Origin of the sequence: Actinophytocola algeriensis, assembly GCF_014203735.1 — a bacterium.
In the GTDB taxonomy this organism is placed as follows: domain Bacteria; phylum Actinomycetota; class Actinomycetes; order Mycobacteriales; family Pseudonocardiaceae; genus Actinophytocola; species Actinophytocola algeriensis.
This window is the reverse complement of sequence record NZ_JACHJQ010000001.1, coordinates 584,725-600,458: the sequence shown is the minus strand read 5'-3', so window position 1 is coordinate 600,458 and position 15,734 is coordinate 584,725. Positions and strand designations below refer to the sequence as shown.

12 protein-coding genes are annotated in these 15,734 nt (G+C 70.1%); 7 read left to right on the top strand and 5 right to left on the bottom strand.

The window, feature by feature from the left end:
• The first annotated feature begins 30 nt into the window (after window positions 1-30).
• Window positions 31-2,343, top strand: a complete 2,313-nt coding sequence (locus FHR82_RS02800) for an alkaline phosphatase D family protein (RefSeq protein WP_221463269.1) — start codon at window positions 31-33, stop codon at window positions 2,341-2,343.
• A 238-nt stretch (window positions 2,344-2,581) separates the two neighbouring features.
• Here FHR82_RS02800 and FHR82_RS02795 read toward each other — a convergent pair whose 3' ends face one another.
• On the bottom strand, window positions 2,582-3,751 hold the full coding sequence (locus tag FHR82_RS02795) for a thiolase family protein (protein ID WP_184808615.1): 1,170 nt from the start codon (window positions 3,749-3,751) through the stop codon (window positions 2,582-2,584).
• 76 nt (window positions 3,752-3,827) lie between these two features.
• Here FHR82_RS02795 and FHR82_RS02790 point away from each other — a divergent pair, with 76 nt between their 5' ends.
• From FHR82_RS02790 to FHR82_RS02780, 3 genes are all read left to right on the top strand, one after another.
• A complete protein-coding gene (locus FHR82_RS02790) occupies window positions 3,828-4,259 on the top strand; it encodes a winged helix-turn-helix transcriptional regulator (RefSeq protein WP_311770840.1) in 432 nt (143 codons plus the stop codon).
• Window positions 4,260-4,559: 300 nt separating this feature from the next.
• Window positions 4,560-5,828: a glycoside hydrolase family 16 protein gene (locus FHR82_RS02785; protein WP_184808613.1), complete on the top strand. Its 1,269-nt coding sequence runs from the start codon at window positions 4,560-4,562 to the stop codon at window positions 5,826-5,828.
• A gap of 91 nt (window positions 5,829-5,919) precedes the next feature.
• Complete coding sequence (locus FHR82_RS02780; RefSeq protein WP_184809269.1) at window positions 5,920-7,170, top strand: enolase C-terminal domain-like protein; 1,251 nt, start codon at window positions 5,920-5,922, stop codon at window positions 7,168-7,170.
• Between the two features lie 46 nt (window positions 7,171-7,216).
• Here the strand turns inward: FHR82_RS02780 and FHR82_RS02775 are convergent, their stop codons facing one another.
• The 3 genes from FHR82_RS02775 to FHR82_RS02765 all read right to left on the bottom strand — a co-directional run bounded on the left by FHR82_RS02775 (window position 7,217) and on the right by FHR82_RS02765 (window position 11,322).
• Window positions 7,217-7,624, bottom strand: coding sequence for a VOC family protein (locus tag FHR82_RS02775; RefSeq protein WP_184808612.1), 408 nt, complete (start codon window positions 7,622-7,624; stop codon window positions 7,217-7,219).
• Window positions 7,625-7,738: 114 nt separating this feature from the next.
• Window positions 7,739-10,456: a glycoside hydrolase family 2 TIM barrel-domain containing protein gene (locus FHR82_RS47225; RefSeq protein ID WP_311770839.1), complete on the bottom strand. Its 2,718-nt coding sequence runs from the start codon at window positions 10,454-10,456 to the stop codon at window positions 7,739-7,741.
• The gene (locus FHR82_RS02765; RefSeq protein WP_184808611.1) at window positions 10,453-11,322 is read right to left on the bottom strand and encodes an NAD-dependent epimerase/dehydratase family protein; all 870 of its coding nucleotides are present in this window, start codon (window positions 11,320-11,322) and stop codon (window positions 10,453-10,455) included. Before FHR82_RS02765 ends, FHR82_RS47225 begins: the two co-directional genes overlap by 4 nt.
• A 65-nt stretch (window positions 11,323-11,387) precedes the next feature.
• Between FHR82_RS02765 and FHR82_RS02760 the strand changes: the two genes are divergently transcribed.
• Window positions 11,388-11,939 carry a winged helix-turn-helix domain-containing protein gene (locus tag FHR82_RS02760; RefSeq protein ID WP_184808610.1) on the top strand — a complete coding sequence of 184 codons (552 nt, stop codon included), beginning with the start codon at window positions 11,388-11,390 and terminating at the stop codon, window positions 11,937-11,939.
• 48 nt (window positions 11,940-11,987) lie between these two features.
• Here the strand turns inward: FHR82_RS02760 and FHR82_RS02755 are convergent, their stop codons facing one another.
• On the bottom strand, window positions 11,988-12,851 hold the full coding sequence (locus tag FHR82_RS02755; protein ID WP_184808609.1) for a LysR family transcriptional regulator: 864 nt from the start codon (window positions 12,849-12,851) through the stop codon (window positions 11,988-11,990).
• 71 nt (window positions 12,852-12,922) lie between these two features.
• Between FHR82_RS02755 and FHR82_RS02750 the strand changes: the two genes are divergently transcribed.
• Window positions 12,923-13,906, top strand: a complete 984-nt coding sequence (locus FHR82_RS02750; RefSeq protein WP_311770838.1) for an aldo/keto reductase — start codon at window positions 12,923-12,925, stop codon at window positions 13,904-13,906.
• Window positions 13,907-14,312: 406 nt separating this feature from the next.
• Complete coding sequence (locus FHR82_RS02745; protein ID WP_184808607.1) at window positions 14,313-15,734, top strand: family 2B encapsulin nanocompartment shell protein; 1,422 nt, start codon at window positions 14,313-14,315, stop codon at window positions 15,732-15,734.

Here is a 15,734-nt window from a genome sequence, read left to right as displayed (position 1 = left end):
TCCGGCGTGACAGCCGCCACAATGAGTGGTGTGGCCTCCGCCGATCCCGATCCCTTCCCCCTCGGCGTCGCCTCCGGCGATCCGGCGCACGACAGCGTCGTCCTCTGGACGCACGTGCCCGGCCCGGCGACCGTGCGCTGGGAAGTCGCGCACGACGAATCCTTCCACCGCGTCGTGCGGCGCGGCGAGGTCGCGTCGAACCGCAGCGCGGTGCACGTCACCGTCGACCGGCTCGCACCGGATCGTTGGTACTACTACCGTTTCAGCACCGGCGGCGTCACCAGCCGCGTCGGCCGCACCCGCACGCTGCCCGCGCCCGGCGCCGACACACGGCACCTGCGGTTCGCGTTCGCGTCCTGCCAGGCCTGGGCGGGCGGGCCCTACCCCGCGTACCGCGACATGGCGCGGCAGGACCTCGACTTCGTTGTCCACCTCGGCGACTACATCTACGAGACCGCCGACGGTTCGCTCGCCGAGTTCCGCCGCCTCCACGCGCTCTACAAGTCCTCCGCCGACCTCCGCGACGCCCACGCCCGCTTCCCGTTCTTCACCACCTGGGACGACCACGAGGTCCTCAACAACTGGGCCGCCGACCACAAACCCAGTCCCGACGGCCGCCCGTTCGCCGAGCGCCGGGCCAACGCCTTCCAGGCGTACTACGAACACCTGCCCATGCGCACAGCACCCGTCGGCGGTGACTGGCCGATCTTCCGCCGCTTCCGGTGGGGCAGACTCGCCGAGTTCTCCGTACTTGACACGCGTCAGTATCGCGACGCGCAGGCCTGCGGCGACGGCATGACCAGTCCGCCGTGCGACGACGTGTTCGACCCGGCCCGCACGATGACCGGACCGGAGCAGGAAACCTGGCTGCTGGAAGGGCTCCGCCGGTCCAGGACGCGGTGGAACGTCCTGGCCCAGCAGACGATCCTCGCCCGTTTCGACTACGACCTCGGCCCCGGCCGGTCCTACAACCTCGACCAGTGGGACGGCTATCCCGCGGCACGCCAGCGGATCCTGGACGCGATCGTCCGCTACCGCCCGCGCAACCCGGTGGTCCTGGCAGGCGACTGGCATTCGCACTGGGTCAACGACATCCTCGCGAACTTCGACGACCCCGGCTCGCCGGTGATCGCGTCGGAGTTCGCGGGCACGTCGATCTCGTCCGGCATCGGCTGGGACGCGGCCGTGCGCCAGGGCCTGCCTGCCAACCCGCACGTCAAGCTGTACAACGGTTCCTACCGCGGGTACGTCGTGTGCGACCTGACAAGGGATCGGTGGCAGTCGACGCTGCGCGTGGTGGTCGGCCAGGACGTGCGCACGCTCGCCGTGTTCGAGGTGCGCGACGGCGTCGCGGGCGCCCGGCAGGTCGCGGGCGGTGACGGCATCTCCGGCCGCGTGTCCACAACGGACGGTCCGCTGGCCAGCGCGGAGGTGGTGGTCGGCGACACTCGCGTGTGGACGGACCCGACCGGCGCCTACCTGGCGTTCGTGCCACCGGGCACGTACACGCTGGACGTGCACGCGACCGGCTACGAGTCGGTGCGCCGACAGGTCACGGCCGGCGAGCAGCAGGACGTGGTGCTGAGCAGGGTCGCGGCACCGTACGCGGGGACGGGCCGCCGGGTACCGGGCCCGTACGCGGAGGCGGGCGCGGCGGACGTGGTGCTGGGCAACGAGCTGATCGCGATGGCGGTGGCGAACGGTTTCGAGGACCCCCAGCTGCCGGGTGCGACGCGCGGCAAACCGGTGGACCTGGCGGCCGTCGGCAGGCTGGACCAGCTGGACTGGCTGCACCTGCCGTACGTGTCACCGACGCGGCCGACGGGAACCGAGGCGTGGCAACGAGGTCTGGTCGTGGCGTCCGCGGTGGACGTCGACGGGACGTCGGTGGCGGTGCGCGCGGCAGGCAACGGCCTGGACGTGGTGACGACGTACACGGTGGCCGCGGGCGAACCCTGGATCACCGCGACAAGCGTGTTCACCAACAACGGCGCGACCGGGACCTGGTGGCTGGGTGACGCGATCGACTACGACGGCCCAGGGCAACGCAGTGGCGTGGCAGGCCACGGCACGATCGCGACGCCGTACGGCAGCCCGGCCGCCTACCTGCCGACGGGCAGGTGGATCGGCACGACCGGCAGCGACGCGCAGACGTACGGGCTGGTCTACGAGCACACGGGTTTCACCGCGTACGGCAACGGCAACTGGATCCAGAGCCAGCACGAGGTGACCATCCCAACGGGCGGCGACTGGACACTGACCCGCCGAATCGCGGCACTGCCCACCACGACAGCCGACCCGTGGACACCATTGGCAGCCCTGGAACCGAGAACGACCGGTTAGCCACAACACGACCACAGCACGCCCGTGACCTACGCCTGTGCCCTACGAGAGTGGCCTCCGGCCCCCTCGAACCACGCTACGGCACGCCACCGACAATCCCCCGCCACGCGACGGCAGTTGTCCACAGGCAGGCGGGTTGTCCACAGCCCACCACGCCACGGACGTTCGCCGTCGGTGGCCGCCGGTAGCGTGGAATCCGGGGGCCGGAGGCCACCGGGGTTCCACACCAGGAGACCCGTCAGAGGCGTTCCAGAATGGTCGCGTTCGCCTGGCCGCCCGCTTCACACATCGTCTGCAGGCCGAACCTGGCGCCGCGGTCCGCGAGGGCTTCCACCAGGGTGCCCATCAGACGGGTGCCGCTCGCCCCCAGCGGATGGCCAAGAGCGATCGCGCCGCCGTTGACGTTGACCTTCGTCAGGTCCGCGCCCGTTTCCTGCTGCCACGCGAGCACCACACTCGCGAACGCCTCGTTCACCTCGAACAGGTCGATATCCGCCAGCGTCAGACCCGCCCGCCGCAGCACCCGTTCCGTCGCCGGGATGATCGCCGTCAGCATGAGCAGCGGGTCCGCGCCCGTCACCGCGAAGCTGTGCAGACGCGCCTTCGGCCGCAGGCCCAGCCTGGCCGCCGTCTCGCTCGACGTGATCATCACCGCCGACGCGCCGTCGTTGATCGGGCTCGAGTTGCCCGCGGTCACCGACCAGTCGATCTGCGGGAACCTCGCCGCCATCCCCGGATCCTCGAACGCGGGACGCAGCCCCGCCAGGACCTCCGTCGTGGTGTCCGGCCGGACCGACTCGTCCACGGTCACGTCGTTCACCGGGACGAGGACTCCGGCGAACCGGCCGTCGGCGTGTGCCGCGGCGGCCTTCCGGTGGGACGCGGCCGCGAACTCGTCCATGGCACCACGGCTGATGCCCCACTTCGCGGCGATCAGTTCCGCGCTGATGCCCTGTGGCACCAGGCCATCGGGGTAGCGCGCGGCGATCCCCGGACCGAACGGGTCGGCCCCGGCCGGGACGTTCGACCACATCGGCACGCGGCTCATCGACTCGACCCCGCAGGCGATGACCAGGTCGTACGCACCCGCGATGACACCCTGCGCGGCGAAGTGCGCGGCCTGCTGGCTGCTCCCGCACTGCCGGTCCACCGTGGTCGCGGGTACCGACTCGGGCACACCGGCCGACAGCGCCGCCCAGCGCGTGGTGTTCATGGCCTGCTCGCCGACCTGGTCGACGGCACCGCCGATGACGTCATCGATGGCGGCGGGGTCGACGCCGGTGCGGTCGACCAGCGCACGGAGTGTGTGCGCGAGCAGCTCGACCGGGTGTGTGCCGTGGAGCGCGCCGCCTGGCTTCCCCTTGCCGATGGGCGTCCGGACCGCATCGACGATGACCGCGTCTCGCATCACTGACCTCCTCGGTTGGATTACCCAACTCTCTCACCAAGTGAGTTGGATTTCCAGACGGAGTATCGTGACGACCGTGACAGGTCGCGACTGCTCGATCGCCAACGCGCTGGCGATCATCGGGGAACGCTGGAGCCTGCTGGTGCTCCGCGAGGCACTGCTGGGCTTCCGCCGCTTCGACCAGTTCGCCCAGAACACCGGCGCGAGCCGCGACATCCTCGCCGCGCGCCTCAGGACACTGGTGGCAGCAGGGGTACTACGACGCGAGCAGTACACCGACCGTCCGCCGCGGTACGAGTACGTCCTCACCGAGTCGGGCCGTGCCCTGCGCCCGGTGCTGATGGCACTGATGGAGTGGGGCGACAACTACGCCACCGATGGTGAGCCGCCGACCGCGTGGGCACACGAGTGCGGCGCCGAGTTCCACCCGGAGATGGTCTGCGCCTCCTGCGGCACCACGGCCGACGAGACCAACCTGCAGACCATCCGCATGGGCGGCATCAGCTAGTGCTGTGTCCACCGACGTGCCGGGTCCTGCGGCGGGTCCGGCCAAGCCGACGGTGATCGTCGTACCGGGGTGGGCTGGTTTGCCGTGAAAGGCGCGTTCAGGACGTCGCCGGTGTTGTGACCAACGCCGTGAAAGCGCCTTTCACGGCACGCGATCGCTCGACCGGTCTGACCAGCCATGCCGCTGAGCAGCCCGGAACCGGTTACAGAAAATTCCTCCGACCTCTTGTCGGACTGGTCTGGACCATGGCACGCTTTGTTGCTAGGGACAACAAACAAACGACCGTCGGCGGTGACAAAGATGTCCACGCGACCCTCTCGACGACCCCGTTTCGGCACGGTCCTCGTGACCGTTGTCGCGGCCGCGCTCTCCACGATGGCAGCCGTGGCGAGCCCGGCAGCGGCCAACCAAGCAGCATCCGCGGCTGCACCACAAGGCGACGTCGGGATAGCCGCGACGACGTTCGCCGACGAGTTCAACGCGCCGGCAGGCACGCCGGTGGACGGTTCCAAGTGGAACATGGAGACCGGCGACAACGTCAACAACCACGAGCGGCAGTACTACACCAACAGCACCAGCAACGCCGTGCACGACGGCCAGGGCAACCTGGTCATCACCGCGCGGCGGGAGAACCCCGGCAACTACCAGTGCTGGTACGGGCGGTGCGAGTACACCTCCGCCCGGCTCAACACCTCCGGCAAGTTCACCCAGACCTACGGCCACTTCGAGACGCGGCTGAAGATGTCGCGCGGGCAGGGCATGTGGCCCGCGTTCTGGATGCTCGGCACCGGCGGCGGCTGGCCCGACGCGGGCGAGATCGACATCATGGAGAACGTCGGGTTCGAGCCGAACACCGTGCACGGCACGCTCCACGGCCCCGGTTACTCGGGTTCGGGCGGCATCGGCGCCGGGTACTCGATCGGCAGCCCGTTCGCCGACGGTTTCCACACCTTCGCCGTCGACTGGTCACCGAACCGCATCGTGTGGTCGGTGGACGGGAACGTCTACCAGACCCGCACGCCCGCGGACCTGAACGGCAACCGCTGGGTGTTCGACCACCCGTTCTTCCTGATCCTGAACCTGGCGGTCGGCGGCTACTGGCCGGGTGACCCGAACAGCAGCACGCCGTTCCCGAACACGCTCGTCGTCGACTACGTGCGCGTCACCAACGACTCGGGCGGCGGCGGCACCGGCGGGCAGATCACCGGCATCGGCGGCAAGTGCGTCGACGTGGCAGGCGCGAACACCGCGAACGGCACCCCGGTGCAGCTGTACGACTGCAACGGCACGGCGGCACAGCGGTGGACGGTGAACTCGGACGGCTCGATCCGCGCGCTGGGCAAGTGCCTGGACGTGTCGGGTGGGTCCACAGCGGACGGTGCGAAGGTCCAGCTCTGGGACTGCAACGGCACCGGAGCGCAACGCTGGACCGTCTCGGGTGCGAACGACATCGTGAACATCGCCGCGAACAAGTGCCTCGACGCGGAGGGCAACTCCTCGGCCAACGGCACGCGGCTGCAGATCTGGACCTGCTCCGGCCGGTCCAACCAGAAGTGGACGGTCGGCTGACCTTCCCCGAACCCCGGCGAGGGCGTCGCTCCGGCAATGGCGGCGCCCTCGCCGGTCCCATGCGCCGGATCTCCGTAGGCTGCGGGTCGTGATGGAGCAGACGCAGGCGCCGTGGCCGGGGCGGGACGAGCTGGCGATCACGTCGGTGCGCGCGATCGTGACCGCACCGGAAGGCATCCCGCTGGTCGTGGTGCGGGTCGACACGACGGAGCCGGGTCTGTACGGGCTCGGGTGCGCCACGTTCACCCAGCGCTTCCACGCCGTGGCGGCGACGGTGGACCGGCACGTCGCACCCATGCTGATCGGGCGGCACCCCGCGGACATCGAGGACATCAACCGGCTGGTCCACCTGTCCTCGTACTGGCGCAACGGACCCGTGCTGAACAACGCACTGTCCGGTGTGGACCAGGCGCTGTGGGACATCGCGGGCAAACGGGCCGGGATGCCGGTGTACGAACTGCTCGGCGGCCGGGTGCGCGCGGCCGCCGACACGTACCTCCACGCCGCGGGCGCCACCGTCTCGGAGACACTCGACGACGCGCAACGACTGCTGGCGACGGGTCTGCGGCACGTGCGGCTGCAGACCGGCGGGCCTGGCCTCGGCACGTACGGCGCGCCGGGCACCGCCGGCGGGTACCCGACCGCGCCGTACCCGGACGGGTGGGACGTGCACCGCTACCTGGCGACCACTCCCCGGCTGTTCGAGCGGGCGCGCGAGGTGCTGGGCGACGAGGTGGAGCTGCTGCACGACGTGCACTCCCGGCTGACCCCGAAGCAGGCGGTGGTGCTGGCTCGGGCACTGGAGCCGTACCGGCTGTTCTTCCTGGAGGACGTGGTCGCCCCGGAGCACTACGACCGGCTGCCGTCGATCCGCGAACAGTCCCCGGTCCCGATCGCGGTGGGCGAGCAACTGTCGTCGGTGACCGACGCGGCCCGTTTCGTGCAGACCCACGCGGTGGACCTGCTGCGCGTGCACGTGTCGACGGTCGGCGGCCTGTCCGCGTGCCGGAAGCTGGTGGCACTGTGCGAGTTCACCGGCGTCCGCACCGCCTGGCACGGCCCGGGCGACGTGTCCCCGGTCGGCGTGGCGGCGAACATCGCGCTGGACGTGACCACGTCCGCGTTCGGCATCCAGGAAGGCCACGTCTACAACGACGCGACCCGGGAGGTCTTCCCCGGCACCCCGGTCGCGGTGAACGGCTACCTGTACCCGTCGGACGAACCGGGCTGGGGCGTGGACCTGGACGAGACCCAGGCGGCGAAGTACGAACCGGAGACGGGTCTGCACGAACGGTGGGCAGCACGGGTCCGCCGCCCGGACGGCGGCCTGGAATCGCCGTAGGGGACCGAGGGGCCACCCACGACGTGCGTGCACGGCAGGCGCGAAGCTACGCCGTCGTCCCGATGTTGACCATCCACGCGATGCCGAAGCGGTCGACGCACATGCCGAACTCGTCGCCCCACATCTGCTTCTCCAGCGGCACGGCGATGCTGCCGCCCTCGGACAGCTTGTCCCAGTAACCGCGCAGCTCGTCCGCGTCGTCGCCACTCAGGCTCATGGCGATGTTGTTGCCCGGATTGTGCGGCTGACCGGGCGGGGTGTCGGCCCCCATGATCGTGTAACCGCTCGTCGACTCGAGCATGCCGTGCATGATGCCCTCCGGCGCCTGACCGGAGGTGTCGACGTCACTGTACGTGTTCAGCGTGAGCGTGCCGCCGAACACCTGCTCGTAGAACTCCATGGCCTGCTTGGCGTTGCCGCCAAAGCTGATGTAGGGATTCAGTCTCGATGCCATAACCGCACATCCTCGCAGAACCCCGGGACACCGACAACGGAAACGGCAGCGGGTGACCCGTCGGCGCCACAGTGCCACCCGAATGTTCGTCCGGTTCACCGCGGACGTTCGGGGTTACGCGTCCACCACGGGGCTCAGCACGACCGTGAAGGTCGTCTTCCGCAGTGTGAGCACGTACTCCGGCAGCGCGCCAGGGCCGCACGACGCGGTCCCGATCCCCTGCTGGCCGACGTCGATCGTCAACCACACGCTGTCGCCCGCGGTGAGTTCGTTGCGGTGTTTCGCGGCGGCCAGGTCGGCGTCGGTCCAGCGGCGTGCGGTGAACGCGAAGTCACCCGCGACGCGCAGGCCCCGGCCGTCCGCCGACGTCAGCTCCGCCCACCGCACGTCCGCGCGCCTGCCGTTCTCCTGCGGCCGGATGTAGGGCGTCTGCAGATCGTCCACTGTGGACTCCCAGCGGCCGGTGCGGGTGGCGTGGCCGGTGTCCGGGTACGCCTCGCCAGGGCCGCGCCCGAACCACGTCACCCGCTCGATCGACGCGGGCAGCGGCATCGTGATCGCCAGCTTGCCGATGGGCTCCGGCCATTCACCGTCCGGCTCGACCGACACCGTCAGTGCGAGGCCGTCCCCGGCAGACGCCCATTCGTACGTCACACCAGCGCCACGCGCCAGTGCCGCGGGCGCGGTCCGTTCCCGCACGACCAGCGTCTCACCCGCCGACACGCCGTCGAGCCGGTGCGTGAGCCGGTGCAGGCCGAGCGCGTGCCAGGTCTGGTCGAGGTGCGCGTTCTCACCGCGGTCGTTGTCGGTCGGGGCGCGCCACAGCGCCAGGTGCGGCGCACCGACAGCAAGGCCGCCGAACGCACGCAGCCGTCCGAACCGGTCGAACTCGCCGGCACCAAAGGAGAACCCGTCAGCGGTCCGTTGTGGACGGTCGGACCCGGTTACCACCGAGGGATCCGGCGGCGCCGCCTGGTGTTGCGCCCACGTGATCTCATGCCCAGCGTCGGCCCAGGGCTGGTCGGACGCCAGCACGGCACGCACGGTCAGCAGCCCGTCGACCGGCGGCAGCGGCGCCGAACCCGACGACAGGTCCAGCTCCCCCGACTCCGCGCCCGCCGACCACTCGAACCGCAGCGGCGGCACCGGACGCAGCTCCTCGACCGTGACCCGGCCGTCCACGAAGGAAATCCGGATCGGCTCGTAGACCTTCTTGACGTCGAGCAGTCCCGGCGACGGTGTGCGGTCGGGGAGGAGCAGCCCGTCGATCACGAAGTTGCCGTCGTGCAGCGGCTCGCCGTAGTCGCCGCCGTACGCGTACTCCAGCGCCGGGTGCCGCAGGCCGTGGTCGATCCACTCCCACACGAACCCGCCCGCGATGCGCGGGTACCTGTCGAACAGCGCCACGTACTCGGCGAGCCCACCCGGCCCGTTGCCCATCGCGTGCGCGTACTCGCACTGCAGGAACGGCATCCCGGGCTCCTGCCCGATCTTGTCGACCTCGGCGTGTGTGGCGTACATGCGGCTGTACACGTCCACATAGGCACAGTCGGCGTCACCCTCGTAGTGCACCGGCCGGGACGGGTCGCGCTCCCGCACCCAGTCGGCCATCGCGGCGAGGTTCGCGCCGGTGTGGCTCTCGTTGCCCAGCGACCACAGCACGATGCTCGGGTGGTTCTTGTCGCGCTCGAGCGTGCGGCGCATGCGGTCCACATAGGACTCACGCCACTCCGGCACGTCGGACGGGTTGCGCTCCCAGCCGGTGAAGACGAACCCGTGCGTCTCGAGGTCGCACTCGTCGATCACCCACAGGCCGAGCTCGTCGCACAGGTCGAGGAACGCGGGGTGCGGCGGGTAGTGGCTGGTGCGCACGGCGTTGATGTTGTGCCGCTTCATGAGCAGCACGTCCTCGCGCATCGTCTCGTAGGGCACCGCGCGGCCGTGGTCGGGGTGGAACTCGTGCCGGTTCACGCCACGCAGCGGCAGCGGCTCCCCGTTGACCAGCAGCACACCGTCCTCGATGGACACCGTGCGGAACCCGATGCGCAGCCGGACGGTCTCGCTGTCCGTGGCCACCGTCGCGTCGTAGAGCCGAGGCAGCTCGGCGCTCCACGGCTCCACCGGAACCGTGACCTCCTCGCCTGCCGCGACCGAGATACCCAGCGCGGGCACCGACACGGTCGCGGGCACCGGCGCGTCGACCAGCAGCGTGCCCTGACCGTCCCGGTAGGAGGCGTGGACGAAGACGTCGTCCAGGTCGCCGCGTGCTTCCAGCGTCACGGAGCGGAAGATGCCGGGCAGCCACCACTGGTCCTGGTCCTCGAGGTAGCTCGCGGCCGACCACTGGTGCACGCGCACGGCCAGCACGTTGCGCCCCGGCCGCGGCGTGACGTCGAACTCGGCCGGCAGGCGCGAGCCGGTGAAGAACCCCAGCTCCGCGCCGTTCAGCCACACCTTCGCGCACGACTCGACACCCTCGAACCGCAGCACGACCCGCCGCCCGGCCCAGTCCTCCGGCACGTCGAACGCGACGCGGTGGTCACCGGTCGGGTTCTCCTCCGGCGGGTGCGGCGGGTCGACCGGGAACGGGTAGACCACGTTGGTGTACCAGGGATTCCCGTACCCGCGCAGTGGCCAGTGGCACGGGACGGCGAGCGTGTCCCAGCCGCTGTCGTCGAAGTCCGGCGCGGCGAAGTCGTCCGGCGTGTCCGCGACCGGCGACAGCCGGAACCGCCAGTCACCGTCGAGCGCGAGCCGCGGCGCGTCGGTGTGGAGGTACGCACGGGGTGCGCGGATGCCGTGGTGCGGGACGAAGTCGTTGTGGTAACTCACGAAGCTCCCAATTCGGCGGGCGCGATGGCGATGAGGTGCCGCGGCGTGAAGCCGAGCAGTGTGGTGGCGGCCGAGGTGTCGATCGGCACGGCGCGGCCGGGCAGCGGCGCACGGCGCGGCACGCCGGGCAGGTAGCGGGCGAGGAGGTCCTCGGTCGGGTACGGCGAGAGGGTCTCCGGCGCGGCCAGGTACAGCGGGTGGGCGCCGGTGACCTGCGCGGTGAGCCCGAGGCGGCACGCGATCGCGGCGTCCCGCAGGTCGAGGTAGCTCCACACCTCGTGCGCACCCGCGCCGGGCTCGGCGCGGTACTCGTCCACGTACTCGGCGAGGAACTCCGGCGTGCCGAGCTTCGGGAACCGCAGCGCGACGACGCCCATCCCGTCCCGGCGCGCGACCATGGCGGCGGTGGCCTCGTCGGCCTGTTTGGACAGTGCGTACGGGTCGGCGGCCTGCAGGGGCATGGCCTCGTCGATCGGCACGTAGTCCGGCGCGGCGGGGTGCGGCGCGAACGGCAGGCCGGTGATCGACAGGCTGCTCGCGATCACCGCCCGCGTGACCCCGGCCCGCGCGGCCTGGTCGAGCACGACGAACGTCGCGGCCGCGTTGCCGACGAAGACCTCCTCCGGCGTGCCCCGGTCGGGTGCCGGGATGGCGGCGAGGTGGATGACGGCGTCGACGCCGGCCATGGCCTTGGCGACCAGGTCGACGTCCCCGGCACTGCCGGTGAAGAAGGTGTCAACGGTGCCCGGGTCGGCGCGGTCGAGGCCGACGACGGAAGCGCCGTGTGCCGCGAGATCGCGTAGCACCGCGCTGCCGAGCCGGCCGGCCGCCCCGGTGACCAGGACCCGGCTCGGTACGTGACTCATCGGGGCCAAGCATAGGTTCACCCCTATTGACAAACACTTCTTTTATGTAAACACTCAGAAGCACTATGAAAGACTTGTTGTACGTAGAGGGCTTCGAGCAGGCGGAGGCACTGCTCAAGCCCCAGCGCGTCGAGGTGCTGCGGCACCTGGCCGAGCCCAGCTCCTGCACAGAGGTCGGCGTGCGGCTGGACCAGACTCCCCAGCGCGTGTACTACCACGTGAAACGCCTGGTGGACGCGGGCCTGGTGACGCAGGTGTCGGAGCGCCGGGTCCGCGGGATCGTGGAGGGCATCTACCAGGCGACGGCGAAGTCGTACTGGCTGTCCCCCCAGCTGATCGGCACGATCGGTGGCCGCCGCGCGCGGGACGAGCTGAGCCTTGGCTACCTGATCGAGCTGGTCGAGGACGTCCAGCAAGACCTGGCGAAGATCGACAGGACTCGTCCCGAGCTGCCCACGCTGGGCGTGTCGGGTCGCATCGCCCTGCCCCCGGCCCACCGCAAGGAGTTCTTCGACGAACTGCGGAGCACGCTGCAGGACCTGTTCGCGAAGTACGGCGGGGCGGAGGGCGACCAGTTCACCCTGGCGATCGCGGTGTACCCGAAAGAGCAGGAGTGACGCTGCCGGTCTCCGCTCACCCGCGCGGACGCCGGACGGCCCGACTGCTCACCCCACCGTCTCCAGCAGCCGCGCCAGGACCGGCGACTGGTTCCCCCGGGACCAGGCCAGCGCCATCTCCCACGGCGGCAGGTCCTCCGCCACCGGCCGGAACACCACCGACGAGTCCGTCTGCGGCGTCGGCGCGATCAGCAACGAGACCCCCAGGTTCGCCGCCACCAACGCGACGATCGTCTGCACGTCGACCGCCTCCTGCACGATCCGCGGGCTGAACCCGGCGTCCCGGCAGAACCCGACGATCGTGTCGTGCACAGCAGGCCCCGACTCCCGTCCGTAGAGCACGAACGGCTCGTCAGCCAGCTCAGCCAACGACACCCGCCGCCGGCGGGACAACCGGTGACCACCGGGCAACGCGACCACCAGCGGGTCACGCGACAACGTCCGCAGCGACAGATCATCCCGCACCGGCGGCCGCAGCAACCCCACGTCCAGCGCGTCGTCCGCCAGCGCCGAAACCTGCCGCAACGTCGTCATGGCCGTCACCTCCACCCGCACCGACGGCCACGCCTCCCGGAAAGCCCTGAGCATCGACGGCAACGCCGCGAACGTCGCCGACTGGACGAAGCCGATCCGCAGCACGCCCAGCTCACCGCGGTGCGCCCGGCGCGCCGACACGACCAGGTCGTCCGACCGCCGGACCAGGTCGCGGGCGCCGGGCTCGAACACCGCACCCGCCGGGGTCAGGGTCAACGCCCGTCCCCTGCGGTCGAACAGCGGCACCCCCACCGCCCGCTCCAGTGCCGCCACCTGCCGCGACAGCGTCGGCTGCGTGACGTGCAGCCGCTCCGCCGCCCGGCCGACGTGCCCCTCGTCGACGATCGTCACGAACGCTCGCACCTGCCGCAGCTCCATGCGTTACACGTATCAGAAACCAAAGACATTTGCATTGGACGTATCCGATGGCCGAACCTACTGTCGGAACCGTGCAGACGACGACAGAACTGGGACGCACCGGCGAGCAGGTCAGCAAGCTCTCGCTCGGTGCCATGCTGATGGGCACCCGCACCGACGAACAGACCTCCTTCGGCATGCTCGACCGCTACCTCGACACCGGCGGTTCCTTTGTGGACACCGCGGACTGCTACGCATGGTGGCCCGCGGCCGGCAACACGGGCGGGGAGAGTGAGACCGTGCTCGGCCGGTGGTTCGCCGCCCGGGGCAACCGCGACCGGGTGTTCTTCTCCACCAAGGGCAGCGCCTGGGTGGACGAGCCGGACCGCTACCGGGGGAAGCCCGCGCGGCCGAAGTACGCCGGGGCCGCGGCGGACACGCTGCGAGCGGCGCTCGACGGCAGCCTCCGCCGGCTCGGCACCGACCACATCGACCTCTACTACGTGCACGTCGACGACACCGCCACCCCGCTGGAGGAGACCCTCGACGCACTGGCCGGGTTCGTCAAGGCAGGCAAGATCCGCCACATCGGCTGGTCGAACGTCCGGACCTGGCGGCTGGAACGCATCCTCGGGTTGTGCGACCGCCACGGCTGGCCCGCACCGGTCGCGTTGCAGCAGCAGCACTCCTACCTGCGGCCCACCGCCGGCGCCAACTCCCTGTCCATTGTGGACGACGAGCAGCTCGACCACCTCAGGGCGAACCCCCGCATCTCACTGGTCGCCTACTCGCCGATCCTCAAGGGGATCTACGACGACCCCGCCAAGCGCGACGGGCACCCGTCGATGGTGGACTACGCGGGCCCCGACGCCGACGCCCGGCTCGCCCGGCTGACCGCACTGGCCGCCGACCTGGCCGTCACGCCGAACCAGCTCGTGCTGGCGTGGCTGCTCCACCAGACCGACCCCACCCCGATCACGCTGGTCGGTCCACGTACACCGGAGCAACTGGACACGGCACTCGGCGCGCTGGACATCAAGCTCTCCGACGAACACCTGACGCTCCTCGACGGATAACACGGGGGAACAAAGCGGCACGGCTGACGGCAGGTTCCGTCGGCCGTGCCGTTCACTGTGTCCGGAAAGAACCCCACGGTAGAGGGCAGGTTCACTGGACTAGGCCATTGCGGTGGCGGCGACACTCGCATCTTGGGGGTGCCCCGGGTCCACCTCCGACACGTTCGCCGGAGTCACAACCCGTTCGGCCCAGCGGGGATTACTCAGCGAACAAGTCCACCGGGCGTTACCGCTGACAAGAGTGATTATCCGACGATTTCCCCGACCCACCGTGGCTCACTCACTTGGGCGACTGTGCTGGTTTTGGCACTGGTGCTAGCTTCGATTCGTCGAGATTGTTTCACGTAATTTCGGTCAACCGGATCTGCCTTGCCCAAAATAATTCCTGTGATTGGTGGTGTGCGTTGTGACGGTGACGGAACCGGTGGCACCTGGTGTCGGCGCGGACGGTGAGCGGCCGCAGCAGAGCCTGGCGACCGCCGCGGCTCGGAACCTGGCCACGACCAAGAAGTCCGTCCCCCAGATGCAGGGTGTCTCGTCGCGGTGGCTGCTGAGAATGCTGCCGTGGACACAGGTGTCCGGCGGCACCTACCGGGTGAACCGGCGCCTGTCCTACGCGGTCGGTGACGGCCGCGTCACGTTCACGAGCGACGGACCGGAAATCCGGGTGATCCCGGCCGAACTCGGCGAGCTGCCGTTGTTCCGCGGGTTCACCGACCCCGACGTGCTCGCCGCGCTGGCCAACGGGTTCGAGCAACGGGAATTCGCCGCGGGCGACACCATCGTGGAATTCGGGCACGAGTCGAACGAGGCGTTCCTCATCGCGCACGGCAAGGTCACCAAGGTCGGGCCGGGCCGGTACGGCGACGAAACGGTGCTCGACACGCTCGCGAACGGCGACCACTTCGGCGACGAGTCGCTGGTGGACCCGCAGAGCATGTGGGAGTACAGCGTCAAAGCAGCCACCTCGTGCACGGTGCTGATGCTGCCGCAGCGCGCGTTCGACGAACTGCTCGGCCGCTCGGCGGCGTTGCGGGAGCAGATCGCGGCGTTCCAGAGCGGCAAGGCCGCCGCGCAGAACCCGCACGGCGAGGCGGCGATCGAGCTGGCGTCCGGCCACGTCGGCGAGGCCGCGCTGCCCGGCACGTTCGTGGACTACGAGCTGGCCCCGAGGGAGTACGAGCTGTCGGTCGCGCAGACCGTGCTGCGGGTCCACACCCGCGTGTCCGACCTCTACAACGAGCCGATGGACCAGGTCGAGCAGCAGCTGCGGCTGACCATCGAGGCGCTGCGCGAGCGCCAGGAACACGAGATGATCAACAACCCGGACTTCGGGCTGCTGCACAACGCGGACCTGTCGCAGCGCATCCACACCCGGTCCGGCCCGCCGACGCCGGACGACTTCGACGAGCTGCTCGCGACCGTGTGGAAGAACCCCGCCTTCTTCCTCGCACACCCGCGCACGATCGCCGCGTTCGGGCGCGAGTGCAGCCGCCGCGGCCTCTACCCGGACGCGATCGACGTCAACGGCAACCGGGTGCCGGCATGGCGCGGTGTGCCGATCTTCCCGTGCAACAAGATCGGCGTCTCCGAACACCGGACCAGCTCGGTCCTCCTCATGCGCACCGGCGAGGAACGGCAGGGTGTCGTCGGCCTGCACCAGACCGGCATCCCCGACGAGTACCAGCCGAGCCTCTCGGTGCGGTTCATGAACATCAACGAGCAGGCGATCATGTCCTACCTGGTCAGCGCGTACTACTCGTGCGCGGTGCTGGTGCCGGACGCGCTCGGCATCCTCGAGAACGTCGAGCTGGGACGGGAAGGCTGA